The sequence below is a fragment of the Shimia sp. MIT910701 genome, assembly GCF_047126315.1.
In the GTDB taxonomy this organism is placed as follows: Bacteria; Pseudomonadota; Alphaproteobacteria; order Rhodobacterales; family Rhodobacteraceae; genus Shimia.
In genome coordinates this window covers 3,380,176-3,405,939 of record NZ_CP138953.1, presented here as the reverse complement: position 1 = coordinate 3,405,939, position 25,764 = coordinate 3,380,176, and the positions used below count along the sequence as shown (strand labels likewise).

Here is a 25,764-nt window from a genome sequence, read left to right as displayed (position 1 = left end):
ATGACGGGTGTTTTCAAGAGTGTGTTGTTGAGCGGTGCTTTGATGGCGGGGCCTGTGCTGGCCGAAGGACCGCCGGAAGGGTGCTATGTGCGGGATTACACTGATGCGCATCTCGCAGGCCAACCGGCGCAGGTGGTCGATTGGATGCAGCTGTGGATTTACAGCGATGAGAACCAGAACAAGCTGGCCAATATGCTGGTCGGGTTTACCAACCAAGGGCACGTTGCGGGCACTCAACATGCGGGGCAGGTGCTGGACCAGTTCCTGCTGTGTTTTGACAGCGGCGGGCGCAAGGGCTGCACCGTGGAATGCGATGGCGGCAATTTCTTTGTGACACGCGACAGTGGCGACGCGATGACGATTGAGACCAGCTATTTGATGGTGGGAGAAACCGACAGTTGTGGCGGGGCGGTGGATCTGGCGGAGGTGCCGGGCAAAGCGGTGAAATACAAGCTGTTCCGTGCGGATGCGCAGCGTTGTGAGGCGGCGCGGACTGTCTATGTCGTGTCTGATGCGACCGTTTTTGATGGTCCAAGCGGTGATGGGGAAAGCAAATGAGATTGACCTGTCCGCATTGTGGGGAACGTGATCGGCGCGAGTTTTACTATCAGGGGGACGCAGTGGCGTTGAACCGCCCTGATCCGGAGGCTAGCGACGTTGTGTGGGATGACTATCTGCACAACCGCGACAACCCGGCGGGCGTGACGCGGGACCTTTGGTATCACGAAGGCGGTTGCGGTGCTTGGATCGTGGTGACACGCAACACGCTGACCCATGAGGTGCTTGCAACCGAACTGGCGTCTGACGTGACGGAGGTCAGCGCATGAGAATCGCGGGCAAAGGCCAGGTGGACCGGGGCACGCCGGTTAGCTTCACTTTCGATGGCCACACGGTGCAAGGCTTCGTGGGGGATACCGTGGCCTCGGCCTTGCTGGCCAATGACATCAAGCTGGTGGCTCGGTCGTTTAAGTATCATCGGCCACGGGGCGTGATGGGCGCGGGCTCGGAAGAGGCCAATGCGCTGGTCACCGTTGGGCGCGGCGCACATCAGGAGCCCAATGTGCGGGCGACGACGCAGGAGGTTTATGACGGGCTGGAAGTGCGCAGCCAGAACCGGTGGCCCAGTCTGGATGTTGACCTGTTGGCGATCAATGATCTGGCGGCGCCGTTTCTTGGGGCGGGGTTTTATTACAAGACCTTCATGTGGCCCAAGGCCTTTTGGGAGCGGGTGTATGAGCCGATCATCCGCCGCTCCGCTGGTTTGGGGGCGCTGTCAGGGGAGCACAACGAAGGCATCTATGAAAAGGCATTTGCCTTCTGCGATGTCTTGGTGATTGGCGCGGGGCCGGCGGGTCTCATGGCGGCGTTGACGGCGGCGCGGGCTGGCGCGGACGTGCTTTTGGCGGACGAGGACAGCGTGCTGGGCGGGCGTCTGAATGGCGAGCGCGAAGAGATTGATGGCATTCCGGCTGCAGTATGGGCTGCGGATGTGGTGGACGAACTGGCAGCCATGCCCAACGTGCGCCTGATGTCGCGCACCACGGTCACTGGCGCGTATGATCAGGGCACCTTTGGTGCGCTGGAGCGGGTGAGCAATCACCTCAGCGGCGCAAACGGGCGACCTTTGGAATGTTTCTGGCGCATTGTGGCGAAGCACGCGATCCTCTGCGCGGGTGCCATTGAGCGGCCGATTGCATTTAAGAACAATGACCGACCCGGGATCATGGGCGCGGCGGCGGTGCGGACCTATCTGCATCGCTATGGCGTGGCGCCGGGGCGGGCGGTGACGGTGTTTACCAACAACGATGATGGCCATCGCACCGCGCGGGACTTGAAGGCTGCGGGCGTACATGTGACCGCCGTGTTGGACAGTCGGAAAGATGGGCCAGATGGGCAAGGCTATCCGGTGATCTACGGGGCCGAAGTTTGTGACACCGGAGGGCGCAAGGCGCTGGAGAGTGTGTCTTACCGAACGGTCAGCGGGGAAGAGAAGCTTGGCACCGATTGTCTGGCGGTTTCCGGCGGCTGGAACCCGACGGTGCATCTGACGTGCCACATGAACGGGCGTCCTGAGTGGCGCGAGGACATTCAGAGTTTTGGCCCGGTGGACGGTATGGTGCCGGGTTTGACCACGGCGGGGGCTGGCAACGGGACGTTTTCAACGATGGGCGCGATGCAAGAAGGCGCTGCGAAAGCAAAAGCGGCTGTCGAGGCGCTGGGCTTTGAGGTTGGGGATGTGGATCTGCCATCGGCGGAGGATGCGCCCTACAACATGGAACCGCTTTGGGCGGTGGCTGGTCGCGGGCGCGCGTGGTTGGATTTCCAGAACGATGTAACCGTCAAGGACGTGAAGCAGGCGGCGACCGAGAACTTCCGCTCGGTGGAGCATATGAAACGCTACTCCACACAGGGTATGGCGCCCGATCAGGGGAAGAATTCCAACATGGGCGCGTTGGCGGTTTTGGCGGATGCGACAGGGCGCGGGATCCCTGAGACCGGCACGACCACCTTCCGCCCGCCATTTGTGCCGGTGAGCATCGCCGCGCTGGGCGCAGGCGGGCAGGGTGTTGGCTTCGCGCCGGAGCGGTTCACCACCAGCCATGACGCCAGCGTCACCGATGGCGCGCCGATGATTGAAGCAGGGCTGTGGTATCGGCCAAGTTTCTACCCTAAGGCGGGCGAAACTAAGTGGCGGCAGAGCTGCGACCGTGAGGTGCAGATGGTGCGCAATGCGGTTGGTATCTGTGACGTGTCCACGCTGGGCAAGATCGACATTCAAGGCTCGGATGCGGGCGCGTTGTTGGACTTTGTCTACACCAATACCTTCAGCACGCTGAAAGTGGGTAAGGTGCGCTATGGCTTGATGTTGCGCGAAGACGGCACTGTCATGGACGACGGCACCACTGCGCGATTGGGCGAGGAACATTTCGTGATGACCACGACCACGGCAGCGGCGGGGCCGGTGATGCGGCACTTGGAGTATGTGTATCAGTGCCTGCGACCGGAGCTGGATGTCTCGATGGTGTCGGTGACCGAGCAATGGGCGCAGTTTGCGGTCGCGGGGCCGAAGTCGCGTGAGGTGCTGTCCGGCATTGTCGGTGAGGAGATCGACAACGAGAGCTTCTCGTTCATGGGCTGTGGCGAGGTCAGTGTTGGTGGGGTGCGGGGGCGGTTGTTCCGCATCTCGTTTAGCGGGGAACACGCCTATGAGATTGCGGTGCCCGCGCGCTATGGCGAGAGCCTGTACCAAGTGCTGGTGCAGAAGGCCGAGGCGCTGGGCGGTGGGGCGTATGGCATGGAGGCGCTAAATGTGCTGCGCATCGAGAAAGGTTTCATCACCCATTCCGAAATTCACGGGCGCACGACGGCTTTTGACATTGGTATGGAACGCATGGTGAGCACGAAGAAGGACTGCATTGGCAAAACCATGAGCGAGCGGCCGGGGCTGTCTGGGGCTGAGAGGGAGCAGCTGGTGGGCTTAAAGCCGGTGGGAGCGGTGAAACAACTGACTGCCGGGGCGCATTTGTTTGAGGTGGATGCGGAGCCGGTGCGGGAAAACGAACTGGGATACACCACCTCGGTTGGGTTCTCGCCAACCTTTGAGAGCTTCCTGGGATTGGCGTTCTTGCGCAATGGACGTGCGCGGCATGGTGAACAGGTGATGATGGTGGATCACTTGCGCGGTGTGACCGCGCGCTGTGAGGTCTGTGATCCGGTGTTCTTTGATCCAGAAGGAGGGCGGATGCGTGGTTAAGTTGCTTGCAAAGACGCCTTGTGAGGGGCTGTTGCCGATCTCCGTGGGCAACGTGTCATTGGCTGAAGATCTACCGGTGAGCCTGACGATGCTGACGGTGCACAAGGGGCGGCTTGAGGCTTGCTCCGAGTTGCTGAAATCCGCGCATGGCATGGCGATGCCAAAACCAAATCGCGCCACAGGCACAGCGGCTGCGCGGGCCATTTGGTTTGGGCGGGATCAAGCCATGCTGGTGGGGCCTGCGCCCAACTGGAGCCTCAAAAACGAGGCCGCTGTGGTGGACCAAAGCGATGCCTGGGCGGTTGTGAAGCTGGAAGGCGTCGGCGCAGAAGACGTGTTGGCGCGGCTTGTGCCTGTGAATGTGCGGACGGCGACTTTCAAGCGGGGGCATACGGCGCGCACCATGTTGGGGCATATGACTGTGTCGATCACACGGGTTGGGGAGCAGGCATTTCAGATCATGGCGTTCCGTTCCATGGCGAAGACGCTTGTTCACGATTTGCAAAGGGCCATGGAAAGCGTCGCCGCGCGCGGGTAGTCTCTTTGGGTCTAAAGTGATTCAGGAGGCCTTGATGGTCCGTTATACTCTCGTGGCGCTGATGCTGAGCAGCGCAGCAGCCTATGCCGCTGATGGCAAAGAAGACACCTGCAAATACCAGGGGCAGGTGATCAAGGCCATTCAGGACGCCCGGCTGGATCGTGTGAAAGCCAAAGACCTGGAAGAGTATCTGCTCGCCAATGAACCTACCTGGCCGGAGAACTACAACGCGGCAATCACGCATTTTGCGCCTGTGGTTTATGGTACCAAAAAGCGTGACCTGAAAAAGATCGATCTGGGCGCACAAGTTGAGCAACAGTGTCTGGACAATTGGGACCAAATTCAGGAAATGCAGAAGTCCGCTTCAAACTGACCTGATCGGATTGCCATGTCCTTACCGCCCGGATTTCTAGATGAGCTTCGCAGCCGCACCTCCATTGTTGACGTGGTGGGGCGCAAAGTCATGTGGGACCCGCGCAAGTCCAATCAGGGCAAGGGGGACATGTGGTCACCATGCCCGTTTCACCATGAAAAAACTGCGTCTTTTCATGTGGATGACCGCAAGGGATATTACTACTGTTTTGGTTGTCACGCCAAAGGGGACGCGATCAAATTTGTGACCGAAACCGAGAATGTCGGTTTTATGGAGGCGGTGGAGATCTTGGCCGAAGAGGCCGGGATGACCATGCCCAAACGCGATCCGCAGGCGCAGCAGAAGGCGGATCGGCGCACGCAGTTGGCAGAAGTCATGGAAATGGCGGTGCAGCATTTCCGGCTGATGTTGAATGCCGGGGCAGGCGCGGAAGCACGGGCCTATCTGGACAAGCGCGGCATGGCGCAGGAAACGCGGGATCGGTTTGACATTGGTTTTGCACCGGATGGCTGGCAAGGCCTGTGGGACGCGCTGACCGGCAAAGGCGTAGCACCTGACTTGATCCTCGGCGCCGGATTGGCCAAACCGTCGAATAAGGGCGGAAAGCCCTATGATACCTTCCGAAACCGGATCATGTTCCCGATCCGAGATGCGCGCGGCAAGTGTATCGCCTTTGGTGGTCGCGCGATGGACCCCAATGACAATGCCAAATATCTCAACAGCCCCGAGACAGAGCTGTTTGACAAGGGGCGCAGTCTTTACAATCACGCCCCGGCGCGGGAGGCGGCGGGCAAAGGCCAGCCGTTGATTGTGGCCGAGGGCTACATGGATGTGATTGCACTCTGTGAGGCCGGGTTTGGCGCGTCGGTGGCCCCATTGGGTACGGCGGTCACGGAAAACCAGTTACAGTTGCTGTGGCGCATCTCGGACGAGCCGATCATCGCGCTGGATGGCGATAAAGCGGGCATACGCGCCGCGATGCGGGTGGTGGATTTGGCTCTGCCGCTGCTGGAGGCCGGAAAATCACTGCGCTTTGCAATTATGCCAGAGGGGCAGGACCCGGACGACCTGATTAAGGCCAAAGGTGCAGGGGCGGTGCAGAAGGTGCTTGATGCCGCGATGCCGATGGTGAACCTGCTGTGGCAACGTGAGATTGAGGGCAAGGTCTTTGACAGCCCGGAACGCCGCGCCGCACTCGACAAACTGCTCAAGCAAAAGATCAAACTGATCCAGGACCCGTCGATCCGCAGTCACTATGGCGAGGCGATCAAGGAACTGCGTTATGAGCTGTTTCGTCCGCAGCGGGGCGGTGGCGGTGGCTTCTCCGGTGGTCGGCGGGGCAAGTGGAATGCGCAGCCGACAGTTCAGGTGCACACCAAGACCTCGATGCTGGCCGCGAGCGAAGGCCCGGTGGAGATGCGGGTGCGCGAGGCGGTGGTTTTGGCGGTCGCTTTGGTCAATCCAGAACTGCTGGATGATTTCGAATATGAGATCGAAAGCATGGAGTGTCTCGATCAGGACAACGCCTATCTGCGTGACGTGCTGTTGCGCTATGCCAACACGCCGGACCCGCGCAGCAATGTGGAAATGGCTTTGGGGCCGGAGATGGTTGAAAACCTGCTACGCCAACCCCATGTCGCCATCACCCCCGCCGTACGCAAACCCGGCGACATGGCGCTTGCGCGCATGACGCTGACCGAGGAGCTCGCAAAGCTCAAAACCGTGCGGGGCTTGAGCGAAGAAATCGCCGAAGCGGAAGAAGATCTCATGAGCGTGGCTGATGAGGCGATGACCTGGCGTTTGGGCCAGGCCGCAGAGGCGCGAAACAAGGCTATGCAAAGCGGTCTCGACGATGAAGGCGGGGGCGAATTTGCTGTTGGCGACAATGGGGCGCCAATTGACAAGGATGAACGCGCAGCGTTGGATGCGCTGCGAGATATGATCGATTTTACAAGGGGCGGGAAGCCGCCACGCCGGAGTTAGAGCTCTAAGGCGCAGCCTTGTAAGCAACACATGAAGAAAACGGGCGCGGTGGGGTTGCGAATCACCCTATTGCGGGGTTGATTCGGAGCCAGCGAATCACCTTCAGCCGAACTTGCAGGAGCACTTAATGGCCGCCAAGGACAACGACGACCAGAAGCCCGCCGATCAGGACGCCGAAATCTCGCTCGATATGAGTCAGGCCGCCGTCAAGAAAATGATCGCTGAGGCTCGCGAGAAGGGCTACATCACCTACGATCAGCTGAACCAGGTTCTGCCCCCAGATCAGGTGAGTTCTGAGCAAATCGAAGACGTGATGTCGATGCTGTCCGAGATGGGCATCAACATCATCGAAGACGAAGAAGCCGAGGAAGAAGAGGCCAAATCCACCGCGGTTGTGGACACGTCTTCTGCCAACCGTGGCGTTGCAATTGCCTCTGGCAACAACGAAAAACTCGATCGCACCGACGACCCTGTGCGCATGTACCTGCGCGAGATGGGCTCTGTTGAGCTTCTGAGCCGAGAAGGCGAAATTGCGATTGCCAAGCGCATCGAGGCTGGCCGCAACACCATGATCGCCGGTCTGTGCGAAAGCCCACTGACCTTCCAGGCGATCACCATCTGGCGCGATGAACTTCTGTCTGAAGACATTCTGCTGCGCGACGTGATCGATCTGGAAACCACTTTTGGCAACCAGATGGGTGAGGATGGTGAAGAAGAGGGCGGAGAAACTCCGGTGGCCGAAGCGGCCAATGTGACCTCTGCGCCGAAGAAGGAAGCCGAGCAAGAGCTTGATGCGGACGGCAACCCGATTGCCAAAGACGACGATGATGACGAAGACGAGCAGGCCAACATGTCCTTGGCTGCGATGGAAGCTGCGCTGAAGCCGCGGGTTCTGGAGACGCTCGACATCATCGCACGTGACTTTGCGATGCTCTCAGATATGCAGGACGCGCGTATCTCGGCGACACTGAACGAAGATGGCTCTTTCTCTGAAGGAGACGAGGCGACCTACCAGAAACTGCGCTCCGAGATTGTGGAGCTGGTGAACGAGCTTCACCTGCACAACAACCGTATCGAAGCGCTGATCGACCAGCTGTATGGCATCAACCGCCGTGTCATGCAGATCGACAGCTCTATGGTGAAGCTGGCTGACCAGGCCCGCATCAACCGCCGTGAGTTTATCGACGCGTACCGTGGTCGCGAGCTGGACCCGAACTGGCTCGACGATATGTCCGAGAAGTCCGGCCGTGGCTGGCAGATGTTCATGGAGCGCTCTGTCGACAAGGTCACCGAGCTGCGCAACGACATGGCGCAAGTGGGCCAGTATGTCGGTTTGGACATCCCGGAATTCCGCCGCATTGTGCAGCAGGTTCAGAAGGGTGAAAAAGAGGCACGTCAGGCCAAGAAAGAAATGGTTGAGGCCAACCTGCGTCTGGTGATTTCGATTGCCAAAAAGTACACCAATCGCGGCCTGCAATTCCTTGATCTTATTCAAGAAGGTAACATCGGCCTGATGAAGGCGGTGGATAAGTTTGAATACCGTCGCGGCTATAAGTTCTCGACCTATGCGACCTGGTGGATCCGTCAGGCCATCACCCGCTCGATTGCCGACCAAGCGCGCACGATCCGTATTCCGGTGCATATGATCGAAACGATCAACAAACTGGTGCGGACATCCCGCCAGATGCTGCATGAGATCGGCCGCGAGCCAACGCCGGAGGAACTGGCCGAGAAGCTGCAGATGCCTCTGGAGAAAGTGCGCAAGGTGATGAAAATCGCCAAAGAGCCGATCTCTCTGGAAACTCCGATTGGGGACGAAGAAGACAGTCAGCTGGGTGATTTCATCGAGGATAAGAATGCTGTGCTGCCTCTGGACAGCGCCATTCAGGAGAACCTCAAAGAGACCACCACCCGTGTGCTGGCTAGCCTCACTCCGCGTGAGGAGCGGGTTCTGCGGATGCGCTTTGGCATCGGCATGAACACGGACCACACCCTTGAGGAAGTGGGTCAGCAGTTCAGTGTGACGCGCGAACGTATTCGTCAAATTGAAGCGAAGGCGCTGCGCAAGCTGAAGCATCCAAGCCGCTCGCGCAAACTGCGCAGCTTCCTGGATCAGTAAGCCATGTCGTTTCTGAAGAAGCTTATTGGCGGCGGCGGTGCAAAAGAAGCCGCTGCTGAAAAGACGGTTCAAGCGGTGGAATACAAAGGCTATCAGATCACGCCGTGTCCCATCCCGGATGGTGGTCAGTTCCGCATTTCCGCACGAATTGATGGTGTGGTGAATGGCGAGGCCCAAAGCCATACGTTGATCCGGGCCGATGTGCTGCGCGATCAGAGTGAGGCGGCGGAGGCCTCTGTTGGCAAGGCAAAGCAAATGATTGACCAGATGGGCGATCAGATTTTCTGAGCCAGTTAGGTTACTTCACTCGAAGACGAAAAAGTGAACAGGTCAGCAGCTTTGCTGGCCTTTTCTCTTGGATAGATTGCAGTTAGGCTGAACGTGCTCGCCACCATGGGCGGGTGCAGATTTCTGAGAATTTTGATGAAACATCTTTCTGCTTTGGCATTTCTGACGTTGGCAGCTTGCGCTAATGCGGGTGGCTTGGGGACGAGCGATTTTGCGACCGTTGGCAATATCCGTGTTAATCAAGTGTCGGCAGATGTGTTTGAGGTGATGTCGCGTCCGGGTGGCAACCCCATGGCGCAGTATTGGTGTGGTGCAGGCAACTATGCGGGGCAAGTGCTTGGTGCGCCTGCTGGTGCGCGCATCTACGTGGTTGGTGAGGCCGGGCGTGCTGTGACCTCCGATAGTCTGGATGCGGCCCAGTTTTCTTTGAAGCCTGCAGGTCAAGCAAGCGGCGCCACAGGACGCAAGGGGACCTACGGCCCTCGCATTGGCGAAGATGAGTTTGTGGCGGATGCGCGGCGTTACTGTCTTATAATTGGTGATCCTTTCGCGATTTTCTGAAACGGGCTTTAGTGATGGCCGGCTTATGGGCACGGCAATGGAGAGAAGCATGAAGAAGTGCACGGTTGGCTTTATGGCTGGTGCTTTGGCGTTGAGCGCCTGTATGTCGACAAGCTCTGGCGGTGGGTTCGTGTCTCGAAGTGGGGTGCGAGTGACCCCTGTAAATGCGGATGTGTTTGAAGTCGGTGTGCGGCCAAACGCCATTGAGGCTGAATTCTGGTGCGGCGCCGGGGATTACGCAAGCCGTCAGCTGGGTGCTCCGAACAGCGCCCGGGTTTATGTCGTTAGTGGGACCGGGGCTGGCACGGTAACGTCCAATCCTGAGACGGCCCAGTTCTCCTTAAAGCCGCCGCAAGCGGTTCAGGGGGCCGCCGGGCGCTCAGGTCGTTGGGGGCCGCGTCTGGGCTCCAGCAAGTCGGTGGGGGCTGCACGTCAAGACTGCAACATCGATCGCAACAACTTCTGGGCCTGACATAAGCCCCGGTGGAGGTCATATGAAACGGTTCGCTGGCAATTTGGTTGCTTCGGTCTCCGTGATGGTTTTGATCGGCTGTCAAACTGGGGGAAGTGCAGCGTTTTCGGCACGCAACGGTGTGCGGGTCAACCCGGTCAATGCCGATGTCTTTGAAGTGATCGCAAGGCCCAATGGGCGTAAGTCGGATTTCTGGTGTGGCGCGGGTTCTTATGCGAGCCAGCAGCTTGGCGCGCCCGACAATGCACTGGTCTATACCGTTGGTGGTGCCGGACGCGGTGTCACAATGAACAGTCCTGATGCGGCTCAGTTTTCCTTGAAACCTCCGGAGCAGGTGTCAGGTGCGACAGGGCGGGCCGGCAATTGGGGGCCAAGCGTTGGGCAAGCCAACAGCGTTGGTCGCGCGCGCAACAGTTGCGCGCCTCCGAAGAACAGCGACACCAGTTAACAGGCCCAACACAATGCAAACCGAGTTTCAAGTCGCCACGCGTGGTCCTGGGCTGTATGAGTTCACACGTGATATTACACGATGGGCGGCGCAAAGTGACCGTTCGGGATTGCTCACGCTGTTTGTGCGCCACACCTCGTGCAGTTTGCTCATTCAGGAAAATGCGGATCCGGAAGTGCAGACTGATTTGCAGAACTTCTTTCACCGCCTTGTGCCACCAACAACCGATCCGTCAATGAGCTATCTGACCCACACCTACGAAGGGCCGGATGATATGCCCGCACATATCAAAGCGGCGATGATGCCGGTCTCACTCTCCATTCCGGTCTCAAACGGACAGCTGGCGTTAGGAACTTGGCAGGGGATTTACCTGTTTGAACACAGGAATGCGCCGCACACGAGACGTGTGACAGCGCATTTAGGTGCATGAATGGAAAGACCGTTGGGCCTTTGAAGTTGATATAGGGCCGTGGCGGAAAATCTTCAGGGGGAAAGCCGGATGTGTTTTCCCAGTAGCGCTTATCTTGGGGTGGCTTTTTGCCTCTACCCAAAGGCTTGTAGCTCTCCTATAGTGCCTGTGGATAACTTGGGAAAATACCCAACCCACGCCGTAACTTATTGCGGCACAGGCAAAGAGCAGATGAAACAAGGGGAAGTCTATGCGCTGTCCGTTTTGCGGAAACATCGACACTCAGGTGAAAGATTCGCGGCCTGCGGAGGATCATGTCTCGATCCGTCGTCGCCGGTTTTGCCCCGCGTGTGGCGGGCGGTTCACAACCTACGAACGTGTGCAGCTGCGCGATCTGGTGGTGGTGAAATCCAACGGCCGTCGCGAAGACTTTGATCGTGACAAGCTGGAGCGCTCGATCCGTATTTCCATGCAGAAACGCCCGGTGGAGCCAGAGCGCATCGATCAGATGATCAGCGGCATCGTGCGGCGTTTGGAGAGCATGGGCGAGACAGATATCCCCTCCAAGACCATTGGCGAGATTGTCATGGAAGCCCTAGCGCGGATTGATACCGTGGCCTATGTGCGCTTCGCCAGCGTCTACAAGAACTTCCAAGCCGCCGACGACTTTGATAAATTTGTAAGCGAACTGCGTCCCGACCCATCTCCTGAGGAGTAAACGTGACTGATCGCCGTTACATGGCGTTGGCCCTTTCCTTGGGCCGGCGCGGTCAGGGTGTCTGCTGGCCAAACCCGGCCGTGGGTTGTGTCATTGTGAAAGACGGACGTGTTGTCGGGCGGGGCTGGACCCAGCCCGGTGGTCGGCCACATGCGGAGCCGGTGGCTTTGGCGCAGGCCGGTGCGGCCGCTCGTGGTGCCACGGCTTATGTGACGCTGGAGCCCTGTGCCCATCATGGGCAAACTCCGCCCTGTGCTGAAGCGTTGATCGCGGCGCAGGTGGCGCGTGTGGTGGTGGCTGTGGAAGACAGTGACGCGCGCGTGTCTGGGCGCGGGTTGGCGATGTTGCGCGAGGCGGGCATTGAAGTGACCACCGGCGTGCTTGCGGATGAAGCGGCACGGGATCTCCAGGGGTTCTTTCTAAAAACCGATCTTGGGCGTCCGTTTCTAACCTTGAAGCTGGCGACCACATTGGATGGTCGGATTGCGACGGCTACAGGCGAAAGCCGCTGGATCACCGGGCCGGAGTCGCGCCGCGCTGTGCACGGCATGCGCCTGCGGCACGATGCGGTGATGGTGGGTGGCGGCACAGCGCGGGCGGATGATCCGTCGCTGACTGTGCGCGACTTTGGCGAGGTGGCGCAGCCGGTGCGCGTGGTGGTGTCGCGGCGATTGGATCTGCCTTTGATGAGTGTCTTGGCGCAGACGGCCAAAGACGTGCCGGTCTGGATTATTCACGGCAGAGACGCGGATGCCTCCTTGCAACAAACGTGGCGAGACCTCGGGGCGACGTTGTTGCCATGCCCGCTTGAGGGCGTGCATTTGTCTGCGAAAGGCGTGCTGGAAGCGCTTGGTAAACAAGGGCTAACGCGGGTGTTTTGTGAAGGCGGCGGGGCGCTGGCGGCGTCTTTGCTGGCGGCGGACATGGTGGACGAGTTAATCACGTTCTCCGCAGGTGTTGTCATCGGGGCCGAAGGCCATCCGGCGATCGGCGCCATGGGCTTGGCGCGATTGGGGGAGGCGCCGCGGTTTGACCTGGTGTCACACCAGCGCATGGGTCAGGACGTGATGAGCGTCTGGCACCGCATTGAGGCGCAGCGCCATCCGTGTTGAGCCTCAGCGCCAGAGCGATTGATAACTGGCGAACCGGCCTTGCAGTTTTGACAACAGGCGGTTGCCCCAACCGGGGTGCGGGATGTATCCGGTGGCTAATCGTTCTAGGGCTACTTCGACAGGACAGGGCAGACCGGATACGGGGTCGCGATAACGCGGATAATCGATCAGTGCGGCATGTACGAGGCCTTCGAGACTTGGCTGCGCCATGCGGCGCGCGGGAATGTCTCCGCGATCATCTGTTAGGCCCCAGCCCGCGTAGAATGGCGCGCCCAATGTGGTGACTTTGCAGCCGTGCAGCAGTGCTTCGAAGCCGGTAAGCGAGGTCATGGTCCAGACCTCTTCGACCTCTTTAAGAAGCGCGGCCATGTCGGCCTGATCTAGCACCATATCAGCTAGTGCTTCCGCATCTTCGCGTGAGATTTGCCCTTTGCGCAGGCCAGCTTCGACATCGGGGTGGGGCTTATAAAGAATGCGGGCGGTTGGGTTGGCGGCGCGGGCGGCTTTCAGCAGGGCGAGGTTGGTCGTGATGCCAGTGGTGCCGGTGAGGATGGAGGCGTCGTCCTCGACTTGGCCAGGCACCAGAATGCGGTGACCATCGGGTAGATCGAAGGAGGTGCCGCCAAGATTATATTTGGTAATGCGATGTTTTTTCAACGCTTTAATAAGCCTCTCGGCACGCAGCTGTTGATCCGGGCGCAAGGTGGCGCGTTTTGTGATCAACCTCTCCAGTCGGCTTTCCTGTGTGGGATCGTAGTAGATACCGAGGTCATCACAGACCAAGGACAAAGGTGGGACCAGCTCCGCCCCAAGGCCGCGGGAGCGCAGGAAGCCGTCTTCGATCCGTGTTGCACGTTCCGGGCCGGGTTTGCTGGCCCAGACCATGGCTGGGCGGGAGGAGTGCTTCTTGTCGAAGGTCAGGGCTTTGTACCGGCCAAAGAACTTTTGCAGCGGTTTGCGCTTCCATAGGCGCATGCCGAAAGCGTTCCAGCCGTGGCGATCTTCGCGCCATGCGCGGGATTGGGCGGCGAGCTGTTCAAGGCTGTCTTCGAGTTCACAGAGCTTGTCGCGGCAAGGATCATACCATGTTGGGTAGAGGATCATCGCGGCGGCAAAAAGCTGTGCGCGGGTCAGGCGACGTTGGCGGTGGTAGAGCGGGAACTCGTCCTGTGTAAGCTCCCAGCCGGCGTAGAATGGTTGGCCAAAAATGCGCGGTTTGTGACCGGCGAGAATGGCTTCGAAGCCAAGTTGTGAGGAGACCGTGTAGACGGCAATGGCGCCGTCGAGCAGTATCCAGGGGCTGATGGGATCGGTGTAGAGCGCGACGTTGTCGCGGGTGTCTTTTTCACTGTAGTAACCCGCGCGGGCGCCGTTCTGGGTTTCTGGGTGGGTCTTGATCAAGATGCGCGCGCCAGGGTTCTCCTCCTGCGCCATGACCAGCATCTCTTGGAAGCGCAGATCATTGGCTCCAGAGGCGGTAACGGCCGCATCATCGCGGGTTTGGTCGATCACCAGCACATAGCCTGGATCGGGGGCAGGCAGGTCCGGATCAACCGCGGCGTACTTGGTGAGGTGGTTTTCCTTGAGCCGTTCAATGGCGCCACGGGCGCGGTTCAAAAGGACCGAGTCGTCCAGCGGTTCGTGCTTGAGAAGGCGTTCTAGATCAGAGGGTTGGTTGGGATCAAAATGCGGACAGGTGCCATCGATCATCAGGCCGATAGGGGGCTCTTTGCCGGTGCGTCCGGGGAAGAGGGAACGCAGGAAGGCGTCTTCGACATAAAGCTGCGATGCGCCGGTTTTTTCCGCCATGGCGTGGCCGCGATGGGCGGTGGGGCTGTTGCCCCAGATCGCGATCAGGTCCTCAGACGTGGGGCGGCCGAAACGCAGCTCATACCCTGCGAGCGACAGAATGCGGCGCAGGCGTTTCTGGAAAAAGAAACCGCCGTTGAATGCAAAAAGCCGCCGGGGATTGGTGTTCCCGGCGGCTTCTTCGGTTGTTGGGTTAATCAAGATCAGCCACCTGTGCTAATACCGCCCACTTCCAAGAGCGTGTCGGCCGATGTTAAAGTGCCGGTGATGGCTGAAATGGTTTTGTTCCAGGTGGTGATCGGCGCTTCGGTCACGTAAAGCGTGTCGCCGTCGCGGACGATGAAGTCACGGGCGGTGAACATGCCGTTTGGCTTGGTCAGGTTCAGTACGTAGACCATACGCTGTGCGCCATCGAGGTCTTTACGGCCCAAGACATTGTTAGCGACCACGTCTGCTTCGTTGCGGAAGATGAACACGCCGGTTGGGTCACTGGAGGTGGCAACCAAGCCGCCAACCTGGGCAATGGCCTCAATCGCGGAGAGGTCTTTGGTGAAGAAGTTCACGCGACTCTGGGTGCCCGTGGCGCCAAGCGCGGTGAAGGCGCGGGTGTCTTCTTCGACCAGAATGCGGTCACCGCCGCGCAGGGCAATGTCGAGTTCTGGGTTGTCATAAAGATCCTGGAACCAGATCTGGCCGGTTTCCCTGCCGCGCAGAACGGTGATCTGGGCGATCTCCGGCACGATGGTCACGCCGCCAGCTTGTGCCAGCATGGTGGAGAGCGTGCGGGTTGGGCGCTCGATAGGGTAGACGCCTTGTGCACCCACGGTGCCCACTAGCGAGACAGTGGAGCCGTCGCCAGCCGCGCGGCGGACTTCGACCTGTGGATCGGGTGTCTGCTCTTCGAGTTTGGCGGAAATGATGCGGCGGATGCCTTCGGGCGTGTTGCCTGCTGCGCGGATGCGGCCGGCGTAGGGCACAAAGATAAAGCCTGCGCCGTCGACCTGAACTTCCTCAAGCACCGCAGCCACTTGGCCTTCTGGACCCAACAGCGGCTTGTCGACGTTTTCCCAGATTGTGAGGGCCAAGATGTCGCCGGGGCGAATCGTATCGGAGCCAAGTTGGCCGGCGTTTTTGAAGCTGTCGGAGAAACCAAGCGCGGGCACAACGGCGGTGGCGCGTGACACCCGGTCGTTCACTTCAACAATAAAGGCATCGCCTTCTTTCTGCACGGAACCCGCGTAGATTTCGCTTTTGTTGGGGCCGGAGCGCGGCACAAGGTTACATGCGGCAACGGTGCTCGCCAGAGTCAACACTACGGCGCACTTCCCCCATCGGGATGCAAAGGATTTCACTGCTCGGTCTCCTCGACCTGATTATTCTGCCTCAGTTTTTTGAGACAACTTACAGAAATCCTAACTAAAAATCCAGCGCTAGACCTTGTGGTCGCTATTTCACCAGACGCAACTGTTGCCTTGGTGCCGCTGTGCCAGCTGCCAGCGCCTGATACGGATCGAGGTCTGACAGCATCATGTCCACCACCTGGCGCATCAAACGACGGCGGCCACGGGCGGAGTAAAAGCCGCCTGGAACCTGACTGGTTTCAAGCAGATAGCGGCGATAAGTCTTATACGCGCGGTTGTCGGGCCGCATGGCGGCGGCGAAGAATTCCGGCAAAGGCTGCGTGCTGACAAACTCGGGCTGGTTGAACACCGCGTCGCCAAAGGCCTTGATCGGAATGCCACGCCAGAGCACCTGTTGTGCGGCGGTGGAGTTCACGGTCACGGCAGTGCGGGTGTCATTCAGGAGTTGGGCAAGCTTGCCGCCGCGCACGTAGTGCACGCGTTTGGACACGCCGAACTGCGCGGACAGCCTGCGGATTTCTTTGCGCAAGGGCACGCGGCCGTCCTCAAGCGGATGGGCTTTGAACACCAGATGGTGATGCTGCGGCGCGCTGTCGGCGAAGTTCTCAATCACCAGCGACAGGAAGTCGGTCATCGTGTCAAATGGCGAGTGCTTCTGAAAGCTGCTGTCGTGTTCGAGTTGCAGCAGCGCGAGATGATACGGGAAGCCGCCGTAACGGATGCGCAGCGTGGCGATGCGGCGTTCGATGGCGTGGAGCGGCATCAGCAGAAGCCGTTGCAAATACAGCTGAAATTCAAGTGTGACCGACAAGGATCGGTGCGGTTTGAAATTGCGGAACTTACGGTTGGTGAACATCACAAACCAGTGGTAGAGCGCGCCATAGAAGACGTGGTGGCGCATGTCGCCCCAATGGCCCGGTGGCATCGGGGTTTCCATATCGGAGCCTTCCAGCGCTTTCTCCATCTGCGCGATGTCCATGTTCATCAGGCGCGAGTTGCCATTGGAGCCGCCGCGCTCATAGGTCACCCAATAGGGGCGCAGGTAGCCTTCCTCAAAGACATGCATGCGGATGCCCGACGCTTTGGCGATCTCCACCGCCTGCGCATGGATCGGGCGCACGTCACCATAGAGCACAATGTCGGTAACGCCTTTGTCGGTCAGGATATTTTTGTAAGTCTCGGGCCAGGCCTCGGGCGTGTCCAGATAAGGAATGAAGCTTTTCTGGTGCGGCCAGAAGGCGCGGTCCCCGGCGTTGAACCCGACCCGCCAGACCGTGGCGCCAGAGCGGCGCAACATGCGTGCCAGCGCTGCAAAAAACGGCCCGTGGGGGCCTTGCAGGAACAGGAACACTTTGTTGTCGCCGGACGGAATTGTCATAACGGTCAAACCTATACGCCTTCTCTTAAGGGAATGTTAGCCCAGCGGCGTGGCAAAAATATGGTCATGACTTGCCGCGGCTTGGGCGGCTTGTCTTGGGGCGGTTCGGGCTGTAGGTCTTAGGCCGATCACAGCTATGGAGCGCGGCCCGTGTTTACCGGAATTATCACTGATGTTGGCGAAATTGTTGCCCTGGAGCAGCGCGGCGACCTGAAGGCGCGCATCAAGACCGCCTATGACACCAAAGGTATTGAGCTGGGCGCGTCGATTGCCAGCGATGGGGTGTGTCTCACCGTAATTGCCTTGGGCGATGACTGGTATGATGTTGAAATTTCAGCGGAAACCGTGTCCAAAACCAATCTTGGCGATTGGCGTGAAGGGCGGCCTGTGAACTTGGAACGTGCGCTGAAGGTGGGCGACGAGTTGGGTGGCCATATCGTGTCCGGCCATGTGGACGGCGTGGCCGAGATTGTCGCGATGAAAGACGAGGGCGACAGCACACGGTTTACTTTCAAAGCCCCGGAAAGCCTGGCAAAATTCATTGCGTCCAAAGGCTCTGTGGCGCTGAATGGCACGTCTTTGACGGTGAATGAGGTCGATGGCTGCGACTTTGGCGTGAACATCATTCCGCATACCAAAGAGGTCACCACCTGGGGTCATGCCAAAGTCGGCGACAAGATCAACCTCGAGATCGACACGCTGGCGCGCTATGTGGCGCGGCTGGCGGAGATGGGGTCTTAAGCCAACGCGCGCTGTGCGCAACACGTCGGTATTCCATCTGTATCGCGGCTGTTTTGCGGAGGTGCGATTTTTGCGCCTGTTGCATCGGTGATTGGCATTAAGATTTTGAAGGCTGGGGGCCAGCCCCCAGACCCCCGGGATATTTTGGGAATATGAATGTTGGGCCGTGCATTGAGAGGCGGGCCTTGCAGTCTGTCATCCAACGTCCCAGTCTTGGGGGAGCAACGCGGGACAGGTGAGATGCAGTTGGATCAGATTTGGCAGGACTACAGCGGCGCCTTACGGGGCTTTCTGCGCAAGCGGGTGGCCAACGAGGCGGATGTGGAGGATTTGCTGCAGGAGATCCTGATCAAGACCCATGCACATTTGTCCGACGTTCGTGATCCGGCGGCGCTGCGCGCTTGGTTGTTTCAGGTGGCGCGCAATGCGACGGTGGATTTTTACCGCACGCGAGGCAAGGCGCAGGCCATCGATGCAGATGACCTTTGGTATGGGCACGCCGAAGAGGCGAGTGCGTTGCGTGACTTGGAAGGCTGCGTCGGCGTATTCCTCTCCGCCTTGCCAGATAAGGATGCCGCGTTGCTGCGGGCTGTGGACCTGGAGGGGCGGCGTCAAAAAGAGGTCGCTGCCGAAATGGGGGTGGCCTACAGCACGCTCAAATCTCGCGTGAAGGCCGCGCGAGAGAAGATGGCGGATCAGTATCGCGCTTGCTGCGCGATGGAACTGGGCGCGCAGGGAGAGATCCTTGACTACGCCCCCAGAGAAAAGCGCTGTGGCGGGTGTTGAGCCAGATCAGCGGTTGAAGAATTTGCCTTCCAACTCCTGACGCAGGCGCAGGCGTTCGGGGTATTCCTGTAGGAATTGCTCCGGCGGTTTGCCTTCCCAGACTTGGGCAAAGACGCGCATTTTGTTGCCGCCGTAGATTTTGGCGAGGTCTTCGTTGCTGTAGCCGCGTGCCCAGAGATCATCAGTGATGGCGGCGAGGATTTTTGCGAGTTCGCCGTTGCCGGTGGCGCCTTTGTTAAAGGCGTCAATCATATAGCCGCCGTCGTTGTACATATCGGCGTTGGCTGTGGCGAAGTCGACCACCAATTGGGTGGAGAACATGTCATCGGTGGCGATGCCGACGTGGTCCACGCCCACGAGTTTCACATAGTAGTCGATCATGTCTGCGGCCTGCGCAGGGGAGATGTTGTCCGGCCAGATGCCGTCCATCATCCACTCCGTAAATGTGGGGGAGATATAGCCGCCGGATTTGGCCGCACGCAGGGCTTCGTCATCGGGAATGGTGCGGTAGCAGCCTTGTGGCGTGGCGTTGGGCTCGTTTTTGTAGAGGCCGGCCGGAACCGAGTGGGTGTAAACATAAGGCACGCCGGGGTAGGTGGCATCCATATAGTCCATGGCGTCATTGGCGGTTTTGGAACCGGTGTGGCTGAGATCGAGCAGGATGCCAAAGCGCACCATTTCGTCGATCACCTTTTTGCCCCAGGGCGTGAGGCCAATGTCGCGGCCGTTTTGGGCGGCCAGTTGACCCGAGCCGGTGCGGAAGATGTCGTTGTCAGCCAGGATCATGGATTTGACGCCGATGTCCTTGAGCGCGGCCATCTTTTTCAGATCACCGTTAAGGATGGTGGCGGTCTGGCTGTTCCAGATCACCGCGGTTTTGCCTTGCAGATGCGCGGCCTCAATGTCGCGGGTTTCGTTCACGATCAGGTAGTTTTCCGGCTGCTGCGCCATGGCCGCGCGGAAGTGGTAGTGCTGCTCCAGAAAGGTCTCCTAGGACATGTCGGCGGCGGCGAGGGTCATTTCATGGCCGGTGATACCGTTGTCGCGCGCCCGCTGGAAGTAGGTGTGCAGTTGTTCATATTCGGTCCAGCCGGTGCCGTAGGGGCTGGCCAACATGCCAAGCACAATGGTGTCTTTCACAAACTGCGTGGCCTCCGGGCTGGCCTCCCAGGTCTTGCTTTCTTCACTGCCAAAGGCCGGCAGGGCCAGACAGGCGGCGGTCAGGGCGGCAAAAGACACAGTTCGCAAGGACATGGGGCTCTCCAAAAAATACATGAAATTTGAACGCAGTATGTGGAAGGGTCGCAAAAAAAACCAAGGCTGATGGAAAAAGTTTGAGAAATCTGTCGTCTTTTTCCCGTCTCGCGCGTCTTCAGGTCAAAGAGATCAAAAGGACACAGACAATGATCAAGATTGTGAGCTTCAAAATCTGCCCGTTTGTGCAACGGGTGACTGCGCTTCTGGAGGCCAAAGGGCTGGACTATCAGGTCGCGTACATCTCGCTGTCTGACAAGCCGCAGTGGTTTCTGGACATGTCACCCAACGGGCAAGTGCCGGTGATGGTAACCGAAAGTGGTGTGGCGCTGTTTGAGAGTGAGGCCATCATTGAGTATATCGAAGAGGCTTATGCGCCTCTAGAGGCGGATGTCTCACTGGAGCAGAAAGCTTTGAACCGCGCATGGAGCTATCTGGCGGCGAAAAACTACCTTGTGCAATGTGGCACCATGCGCAGCCGCGATGCAGAGACCTTGGCGGAGAAATCGGCCAAGCTGGGCACGGCGTTTGACAAGATCGAAGCAGCGCTTGGCGACGGACCGTTTTTTGGCGGTGAGCAAATTGGGGTGGTAGATATTGCTTGGCTGGTGCTTTTGCACCGAGCACAGATCATCAAGGACCACACTGGATATGATTTCCTGGACGGCCGTCCAAAAACCCAGGCCTGGCAGGCGGCGATCATGGCCACTGGGCTGGCGCAGAAAGCGGTTTCCGAGGACTTTGAAGAAGCCTTCACCAAGTTCTATCTGGCGGATGTGACCTACCTTGGGCGCGGGATGAAAGACGAGCCACTACAAGTGGCCGCCGCAGGGGGCTGCGGAACAGCAACCTCAGGGTGCTGCTAAGTCTTCTCCTTCCCCAAATATCCCGGGGATGAATTGGCATGGCCAAGAAGGGGCAGCGCCCCTTGTCAGGCTCAGCGACAGCTGAGCCTGCGTGCTTCCTGAAAAGGGAGCGCTAACACCCGCGTGCTTGCGCATCCGCGCACAATGCCGTTGCGTTTTTGAGCGTCGGGGCGTCGTGGCTGCACTGGCAATCGCGTCCCGCATGGGCTATCTGAGCCGCAACCAAGCGGAGAGACCTTATGTCCTTTGAAAAGCCCGGACCCGTTGAGCAGAGCCTGCGCGACGCGATCAGCCCAATTGAAGAGATCATTGCCGACGCCAAAGCGGGCAAGATGTATATCCTAGTGGACCATGAAGATCGCGAAAACGAAGGCGATCTGATCATTCCAGCCGAGTTTGCCGATGCGGATGCAATCAACTTCATGGCGACGCACGGGCGTGGCTTGATCTGTCTGCCAATGACAGCCGAGCGCATTGACCGTCTGGGCCTGCCGATGATGGCGGTGAACAACTCGTCCCGTCACGAAACCGCCTTCACCGTGTCGATTGAAGCCCGTGAAGGGGTGAGCACCGGGATTTCTGCCGGCGACCGCGCGCTGACCATTGCCACGGCGATCAACGAGCAGAACACCATGGCGGCGATTGCCACGCCGGGTCACGTGTTCCCGCTGCGCGCCAAACGTGGCGGCGTGTTGGTGCGGGCCGGTCATACCGAAGCTTCCGTGGACATTTCCCGTCTGGCGGGCTGTCACCCAAGTGCTGTGATCTGTGAGATCATGAATGAAGACGGCACAATGTCGCGTCTGCCGGAGTTGGTGGAATTTGCCAAGAAGCACGACATGAAGATCGGCACGATCAGCGATCTGATTGCCTATCGCTCGCGTAACGACAATGAGGTGGTGGAAACCTCGCGCGAAACTGTGACGTCTGAGTATGGCGGCGATTGGGAGATGCGCATTTTCACCGATCAGATTCACGGCATTGAGCATGTCGTGATGATCAAAGGCGACATCACCACGCCGGAGCCGGTTTTGGCGCGGACCCACGCGCTGCACGAAGCGAGCGATGTATTGGGTTTGGGGCCGAAGTCAGTGAACGAGCTACCTGCGGCGATGCGCAAGATTGCAGACGAGGGCCGGGGCGTTGTCTGCCTGTTCCGCGAGGTGCGTCACAGCCTGTATGCCGAAGAGGACGAAGGTCCGCGCACGGTGAAGCGCACCGGTCTGGGGGCGCAGATCCTGTCCAATCTAGGCTGCAGCGAGCTGATCCTGCTGACAGACAGCCCGCAAACAAAATATCTTGGTCTGGACGCCTATGGGCTGTCCATTGTGGGCACACGCCCGATCCTGACGGAGGAATAAGTCATGGCTGGCGCTGAAAAACACTACATCATGCCGCGTGCGGAATTTGACAAGCCGGTGAAGCTGGCGATTGTGATGTCGCCTTATTACAAGGACATCGCCGACAATATGTTGGCCGGTGCCGTGGCCGAGATCGAAGCTGTGGGCGGCACCTATGAGGTGGTTGAAGTGCCTGGTGCGCTGGAAATCCCGACGGCGATTGGCATCGCCGAGCGCATGAGCAACTTTGATGGCTATGTGGCCTTGGGCTGTGTCATTCGCGGTGAGACCACCCACTATGAAACTGTGTGCAACGACAGCTCGCGTGCGATCCAGCTCTTGGGCCTACAAGGCCTGTGCATTGGCAACGGCATCCTGACCGTGGAAAACCGCCCTCAGGCCGAAGTGCGCGCTGATCCCAAAGATCAAAACAAAGGGGGCGGCGCGGCGGCTGCGGCCTTGCATCTTGTGGCGTTGAGCCGTAAGTGGGGCGCTCAGCGCAAGGGAGTCGGCTTTATGCCCGCTTCTGAGGAAATCAAGATCGCTGGTGAACTCAAGGACAATCCGACGGCATGACCCTATCCGGTAACCAGAAACGCAAGATGAAATCCGCTTCCCGCCTTTATGCGGTGCAGGCGCTCTTTCAGATGGAGCACTCCGGCCAGACCGTGGATCAGGTGCGGGTGGAGTTTCTGGATCACCGCTTTGGTGCCGAGGTGGATGATGGCACTGACATGATCGAAGGCGATGTGGATCACTTCCGCAAGACCATCGAAGATGCGGTGAACTATCAGGCGCCGATCGACCAGATGACCGACCGTGCCTTGGTGGCGAAATGGCCAATTGACCGGATCGACCCAACCTTGCGGGCGCTGTTCCGTGCTGCGGGTGCCGAGCTGTTGCAAAGCGATGTGCCAGCCAAAGTGGCGATCACCGAATATGTGGCGATTGCCAATGCCTTCTTCCCGGACGGCAAAGAGGGCAAGTTTGTGAACGCGGTGCTGGATCACATGGCGCGCGAAGCCAAGCCAGAGGCGTTTTAAGGCGGTTTATTCTCCGTTAACTTTGCTAAGTCACTGTGACGCGCAATCGGAAGGTTGCGCGTTTTTTGTGCTTTGGTCGCGGTGCGGCCAATCTGTCGCGCAGCTGTGACTTGCCGTTTTGAAACGACTGTCGTTTAATGGTGTGTGAGGAGGCACTGCCATGCCAAAGCTGATTTCACTCTATATCCGTCAGGTGGCGATCGGGTTCGCCATTTCCGCCGCTTTTGTGGCGATGCTGCTGTATTTCAACGTGGCCAATCTCTGGCATCTGGTGAGCAGTAGCTCTGAAGGTGTTCTGGCGGTGATTGTCATGTGGGTGCTGAACGGCATTGTCTTTGCCGGGGTGCAGTTTGGCATCGCGATCATGCGCATGAAAGATGACAGCCAGCCTGGTGGTGGCAAGCGCAGCGCGCTGCCGGTGATGCTGGCGGAGCCGGTGCCGGTCAAGATTGACCGCCGCACCCCGCAACAGCGTCAGATCCGCCGCTGATCGGCAGTCGATTTTGTGTAAGCTTCAAGCGCCCCAATGCGGGGCGCCTTTTTGTTTGGGGTCACTCCATGTCGTGCAGATTGGACAGGAAGCCGTGCCAGCCTTTGTCCAGCGCCATGACAAGGCCAAATCCGTCTACGTTGGTGGGCAGTCCGGAGTGGATCAACGTCAGGCGTGTGCCGCCGGGGGCCTCCGTAAGTTCCCACTCGACAGTGCTCATGCTGCCGTTCATCGGGCCAACGGTGAAATCCCACTTCATGTAGTCGTGCGGGCGGGCTTCGACCACTTTGCCCCAACACATGCGGTCGCCGTCTTTTTGGGAGCGCAGGGTGTAGTCTTCGCCCTCTAAAAGGTCCTTCTCGGAAGGGTGGAACCATTCGTTGAGCAGGTTGGCTTTGGTCAAAAACTCCCAAACGCGGGCTTTGGGGGCGGCGAGAAAGACCGATTTGCGAATGGTGGTGTCCTGGGAAAGTTCAGCCATTGTTGTGTCCAGTGTCATCTGTCGTTTCCTTTTCAATTGCGGTTTTCAATGCATCGAGACGGTCGTCCCAGAATTGGTCGAACCAGCCCATCCACTCCAACGCAGGTTTGAGCGCCAATGCGTTGAGAGAATTGACCTTTTCCCGACCGCGTGGGGCGACGGTGATCAGCCCGCCGTCACTGAGCACCACAAGATGCTTCTTCACAGCGGCGCGGGTCATGGCAAAGTTGTCGGCCACCTCGGCGATGGTCATGGGCTCCTGTCCCAACAGGCGCAGGATGTCGCGACGGGTTGGGTCGCCAAGGGCGCGGAAGACGTGTTGTAAGGCGTCGGGCATAGCTGTCTCGCTTAAGTGATACCATTTGGTATCTCAACATATATGATACCTTTTGGTACTGAGTCAAGTGATCTGCTGTTTTGGGGGGAAGGGTGTCGCATATGCCGCCTCGCGGGTTGTGCGACACCTCAAAGACGGGCAACACTGCGGGAGACGTTTAAGATCCAAATAATGCAGGTAATTTCAGGCTCGTGGCACGTAGTTTTTCCTCTCAGGCACTGGCAACGGGCAGCATTCTTGTGGCGCTCGCTGTTCTGTGCATGAAAATCGTTGCCTGGCGTCTCACCGGATCGGTGGCGCTTTATTCCGATGCGATGGAATCGTTTGTGAATGTGGCTGGAGCCGTGTTGGCCTGGGGGGCGATTTGGATCGCGGAGCGGCCTGCGGACAAGGGGCACCCCTTTGGGCATCACAAGGCTGAGAATTTCTCCGCGATTGCCGAAGGCTCACTCATTGTGGTGGCGGCTGTGCTGATCCTGCAGGAGGCTGTGATGGCGCTTGGTGCGTCGACCCAGCCGGAGATCGGTGCGGTTGGTTTGGCGGTGAGCGGTGTTGCTTTGGTGATGAACTTCGTTTGGGCGCGGGTCTTGATTGGGGCCGGGCAACAGCGGCGCTCACCCGCTTTGGAGGCCAACGGACGTCACTTGATGTCAGACGTTTGGACCACCGCAGGCGTCTTGGTGGGGCTTTTGCTGGTTGCTGTGACCGGGTGGCACATCTTGGACTCGGTATTGGCGGCGGTGGTGGCGCTCAACATTCTGCGAGAGGGTTGGAAGGTTGTCGTCTCCTCCGCGGGCGATCTGATGGATTCATCGGTGGCGTCTGAGGAACGAGAGGTGATCGAGGCCGCCGTGAGAGGGGCATCCCAAGGGGCTTTACAGATTCATGACCTGAGAACACGGCGCGCTGGTCGGGTGGTGTTCATTGAGTTTCATCTGGTGGTCGACGGGCAGATGACCGTGCATCGCGCGCATGAGATCTGTGATGCCATTGAAGACAGCATTCGGGCGCAAATTCCCGAGGCGCGCACCACCATTCACGTGGAGCCGGACGATATGCTGGAGGCAAGTGGGCTGGAGCCGGAGTGAGTAGGGGCTTTGCGT

The 25,764-nt window shown here is 59.0% G+C and carries 29 protein-coding genes; 22 read left to right on the top strand and 7 right to left on the bottom strand.

Translation table 11 applies throughout. The features are described from left to right. From SIB38_RS16560 to ribD, 14 genes are all read left to right on the top strand, one after another. The gene (locus tag SIB38_RS16560) at positions 1–558 is read left to right on the top strand and encodes a hypothetical protein (RefSeq protein WP_294114159.1); all 558 of its coding nucleotides are present in this window, start codon (positions 1–3) and stop codon (positions 556–558) included. Further along, entirely contained in the window at positions 555–827 is a 273-nt protein-coding gene (locus tag SIB38_RS16555) for a sarcosine oxidase subunit delta (RefSeq protein WP_294114161.1), read from the top strand. The genes SIB38_RS16560 and SIB38_RS16555 overlap by 4 nt, the downstream gene beginning before the upstream one ends. After that, the gene (locus tag SIB38_RS16550; protein WP_294114162.1) at positions 824–3,754 is read left to right on the top strand and encodes a sarcosine oxidase subunit alpha family protein; all 2,931 of its coding nucleotides are present in this window, start codon (positions 824–826) and stop codon (positions 3,752–3,754) included. The genes SIB38_RS16555 and SIB38_RS16550 overlap by 4 nt, the downstream gene beginning before the upstream one ends. Further along, the gene (locus SIB38_RS16545) at positions 3,747–4,292 is read left to right on the top strand and encodes a sarcosine oxidase subunit gamma (protein ID WP_412550639.1); all 546 of its coding nucleotides are present in this window, start codon (positions 3,747–3,749) and stop codon (positions 4,290–4,292) included. The genes SIB38_RS16550 and SIB38_RS16545 overlap by 8 nt, the downstream gene beginning before the upstream one ends. 34 nt (positions 4,293–4,326) lie before the next feature. Next, positions 4,327–4,665 (top strand): hypothetical protein, encoded by a 339-nt coding sequence (locus SIB38_RS16540; protein WP_412550638.1) that lies wholly within the window; start codon positions 4,327–4,329, stop codon positions 4,663–4,665. Positions 4,666–4,680: 15 nt separating this feature from the next. Next, positions 4,681–6,648 carry a DNA primase gene (gene dnaG, locus SIB38_RS16535; RefSeq protein WP_294114166.1) on the top strand — a complete coding sequence of 656 codons (1,968 nt, stop codon included), beginning with the start codon at positions 4,681–4,683 and terminating at the stop codon, positions 6,646–6,648. Between the two features lie 127 nt (positions 6,649–6,775). Then, positions 6,776–8,767, top strand: coding sequence for an RNA polymerase sigma factor RpoD (gene rpoD / locus SIB38_RS16530; RefSeq protein ID WP_294114168.1), 1,992 nt, complete (start codon positions 6,776–6,778; stop codon positions 8,765–8,767). A 3-nt stretch (positions 8,768–8,770) separates the two neighbouring features. Continuing rightward, entirely contained in the window at positions 8,771–9,055 is a 285-nt protein-coding gene (locus SIB38_RS16525) for an HlyU family transcriptional regulator (RefSeq protein WP_412550637.1), read from the top strand. 135 nt (positions 9,056–9,190) lie between these two features. Next, positions 9,191–9,616: a hypothetical protein gene (locus tag SIB38_RS16520; RefSeq protein WP_294114172.1), complete on the top strand. Its 426-nt coding sequence runs from the start codon at positions 9,191–9,193 to the stop codon at positions 9,614–9,616. Between the two features lie 49 nt (positions 9,617–9,665). Further along, on the top strand, positions 9,666–10,088 hold the full coding sequence (locus SIB38_RS16515) for a hypothetical protein (RefSeq protein ID WP_294114174.1): 423 nt from the start codon (positions 9,666–9,668) through the stop codon (positions 10,086–10,088). 22 nt (positions 10,089–10,110) lie between these two features. Then, positions 10,111–10,536, top strand: coding sequence for a hypothetical protein (locus SIB38_RS16510; RefSeq protein WP_412550636.1), 426 nt, complete (start codon positions 10,111–10,113; stop codon positions 10,534–10,536). Between the two features lie 13 nt (positions 10,537–10,549). After that, positions 10,550–10,966, top strand: a complete 417-nt coding sequence (locus tag SIB38_RS16505) for a secondary thiamine-phosphate synthase enzyme YjbQ (protein WP_294114178.1) — start codon at positions 10,550–10,552, stop codon at positions 10,964–10,966. A gap of 229 nt (positions 10,967–11,195) precedes the next feature. Further along, on the top strand, positions 11,196–11,663 hold the full coding sequence (gene nrdR / locus SIB38_RS16500) for a transcriptional regulator NrdR (RefSeq protein WP_294114180.1): 468 nt from the start codon (positions 11,196–11,198) through the stop codon (positions 11,661–11,663). Positions 11,664–11,665: 2 nt separating this feature from the next. Further along, positions 11,666–12,775 carry a bifunctional diaminohydroxyphosphoribosylaminopyrimidine deaminase/5-amino-6-(5-phosphoribosylamino)uracil reductase RibD gene (gene ribD, locus SIB38_RS16495; RefSeq protein ID WP_412550635.1) on the top strand — a complete coding sequence of 370 codons (1,110 nt, stop codon included), beginning with the start codon at positions 11,666–11,668 and terminating at the stop codon, positions 12,773–12,775. Between the two features lie 3 nt (positions 12,776–12,778). On the opposite strand, the gene SIB38_RS16490 is transcribed toward ribD, so the two are convergent. From SIB38_RS16490 to SIB38_RS16480, 3 genes are all read right to left on the bottom strand, one after another. Then, positions 12,779–14,782 carry a capsular polysaccharide biosynthesis protein gene (locus SIB38_RS16490; RefSeq protein ID WP_412552059.1) on the bottom strand — a complete coding sequence of 668 codons (2,004 nt, stop codon included), beginning with the start codon at positions 14,780–14,782 and terminating at the stop codon, positions 12,779–12,781. A gap of 5 nt (positions 14,783–14,787) precedes the next feature. Next, positions 14,788–15,897, bottom strand: coding sequence for a polysaccharide biosynthesis/export family protein (locus SIB38_RS16485; protein ID WP_294114182.1), 1,110 nt, complete (start codon positions 15,895–15,897; stop codon positions 14,788–14,790). Between the two features lie 133 nt (positions 15,898–16,030). After that, a complete protein-coding gene (locus tag SIB38_RS16480; RefSeq protein ID WP_412552058.1) occupies positions 16,031–17,323 on the bottom strand; it encodes a capsule biosynthesis protein in 1,293 nt (430 codons plus the stop codon). A 150-nt stretch (positions 17,324–17,473) separates the two neighbouring features. Between SIB38_RS16480 and SIB38_RS16475 the strand changes: the two genes are divergently transcribed. Then, a complete protein-coding gene (locus tag SIB38_RS16475; RefSeq protein WP_294114184.1) occupies positions 17,474–18,064 on the top strand; it encodes a riboflavin synthase in 591 nt (196 codons plus the stop codon). A 240-nt stretch (positions 18,065–18,304) separates the two neighbouring features. Continuing rightward, positions 18,305–18,850, top strand: a complete 546-nt coding sequence (gene sigZ / locus SIB38_RS16470) for an RNA polymerase sigma factor SigZ (protein WP_294114186.1) — start codon at positions 18,305–18,307, stop codon at positions 18,848–18,850. A gap of 6 nt (positions 18,851–18,856) precedes the next feature. On the opposite strand, the gene SIB38_RS16465 is transcribed toward sigZ, so the two are convergent. Next, complete coding sequence (locus SIB38_RS16465; RefSeq protein ID WP_412552057.1) at positions 18,857–19,831, bottom strand: dipeptidase; 975 nt, start codon at positions 19,829–19,831, stop codon at positions 18,857–18,859. A gap of 9 nt (positions 19,832–19,840) precedes the next feature. After that, positions 19,841–20,104 carry a hypothetical protein gene (locus SIB38_RS16460; RefSeq protein WP_412550634.1) on the bottom strand — a complete coding sequence of 88 codons (264 nt, stop codon included), beginning with the start codon at positions 20,102–20,104 and terminating at the stop codon, positions 19,841–19,843. A gap of 149 nt (positions 20,105–20,253) precedes the next feature. Between SIB38_RS16460 and SIB38_RS16455 the strand changes: the two genes are divergently transcribed. The 5 genes from SIB38_RS16455 (at position 20,254) to SIB38_RS16435 (ending at position 23,843) form a co-directional block, all read left to right on the top strand. Beyond that, entirely contained in the window at positions 20,254–20,970 is a 717-nt protein-coding gene (locus SIB38_RS16455; protein ID WP_412550633.1) for a glutathione S-transferase family protein, read from the top strand. 239 nt (positions 20,971–21,209) lie between these two features. Next, complete coding sequence (gene ribB, locus SIB38_RS16450) at positions 21,210–22,331, top strand: 3,4-dihydroxy-2-butanone-4-phosphate synthase (protein ID WP_412550632.1); 1,122 nt, start codon at positions 21,210–21,212, stop codon at positions 22,329–22,331. Positions 22,332–22,334: 3 nt separating this feature from the next. Beyond that, positions 22,335–22,886: a 6,7-dimethyl-8-ribityllumazine synthase gene (locus SIB38_RS16445; protein WP_294114192.1), complete on the top strand. Its 552-nt coding sequence runs from the start codon at positions 22,335–22,337 to the stop codon at positions 22,884–22,886. Continuing rightward, on the top strand, positions 22,883–23,353 hold the full coding sequence (gene nusB / locus SIB38_RS16440; RefSeq protein ID WP_294114194.1) for a transcription antitermination factor NusB: 471 nt from the start codon (positions 22,883–22,885) through the stop codon (positions 23,351–23,353). Before SIB38_RS16445 ends, nusB begins: the two co-directional genes overlap by 4 nt. A gap of 160 nt (positions 23,354–23,513) precedes the next feature. Beyond that, entirely contained in the window at positions 23,514–23,843 is a 330-nt protein-coding gene (locus SIB38_RS16435; RefSeq protein WP_294114196.1) for a hypothetical protein, read from the top strand. Positions 23,844–23,904: 61 nt separating this feature from the next. Here SIB38_RS16435 and SIB38_RS16430 read toward each other — a convergent pair whose 3' ends face one another. Together SIB38_RS16430 and SIB38_RS16425 are read right to left on the bottom strand one after the other, a co-directional pair. Further along, entirely contained in the window at positions 23,905–24,324 is a 420-nt protein-coding gene (locus SIB38_RS16430) for an SRPBCC family protein (protein ID WP_294114197.1), read from the bottom strand. After that, on the bottom strand, positions 24,317–24,661 hold the full coding sequence (locus SIB38_RS16425) for an ArsR/SmtB family transcription factor (RefSeq protein WP_412550631.1): 345 nt from the start codon (positions 24,659–24,661) through the stop codon (positions 24,317–24,319). Before SIB38_RS16425 ends, SIB38_RS16430 begins: the two co-directional genes overlap by 8 nt. A 191-nt stretch (positions 24,662–24,852) precedes the next feature. Between SIB38_RS16425 and SIB38_RS16420 the strand changes: the two genes are divergently transcribed. Further along, on the top strand, positions 24,853–25,749 hold the full coding sequence (locus SIB38_RS16420) for a cation diffusion facilitator family transporter (RefSeq protein WP_412550630.1): 897 nt from the start codon (positions 24,853–24,855) through the stop codon (positions 25,747–25,749). Positions 25,750–25,764 lie beyond the last annotated feature (15 nt).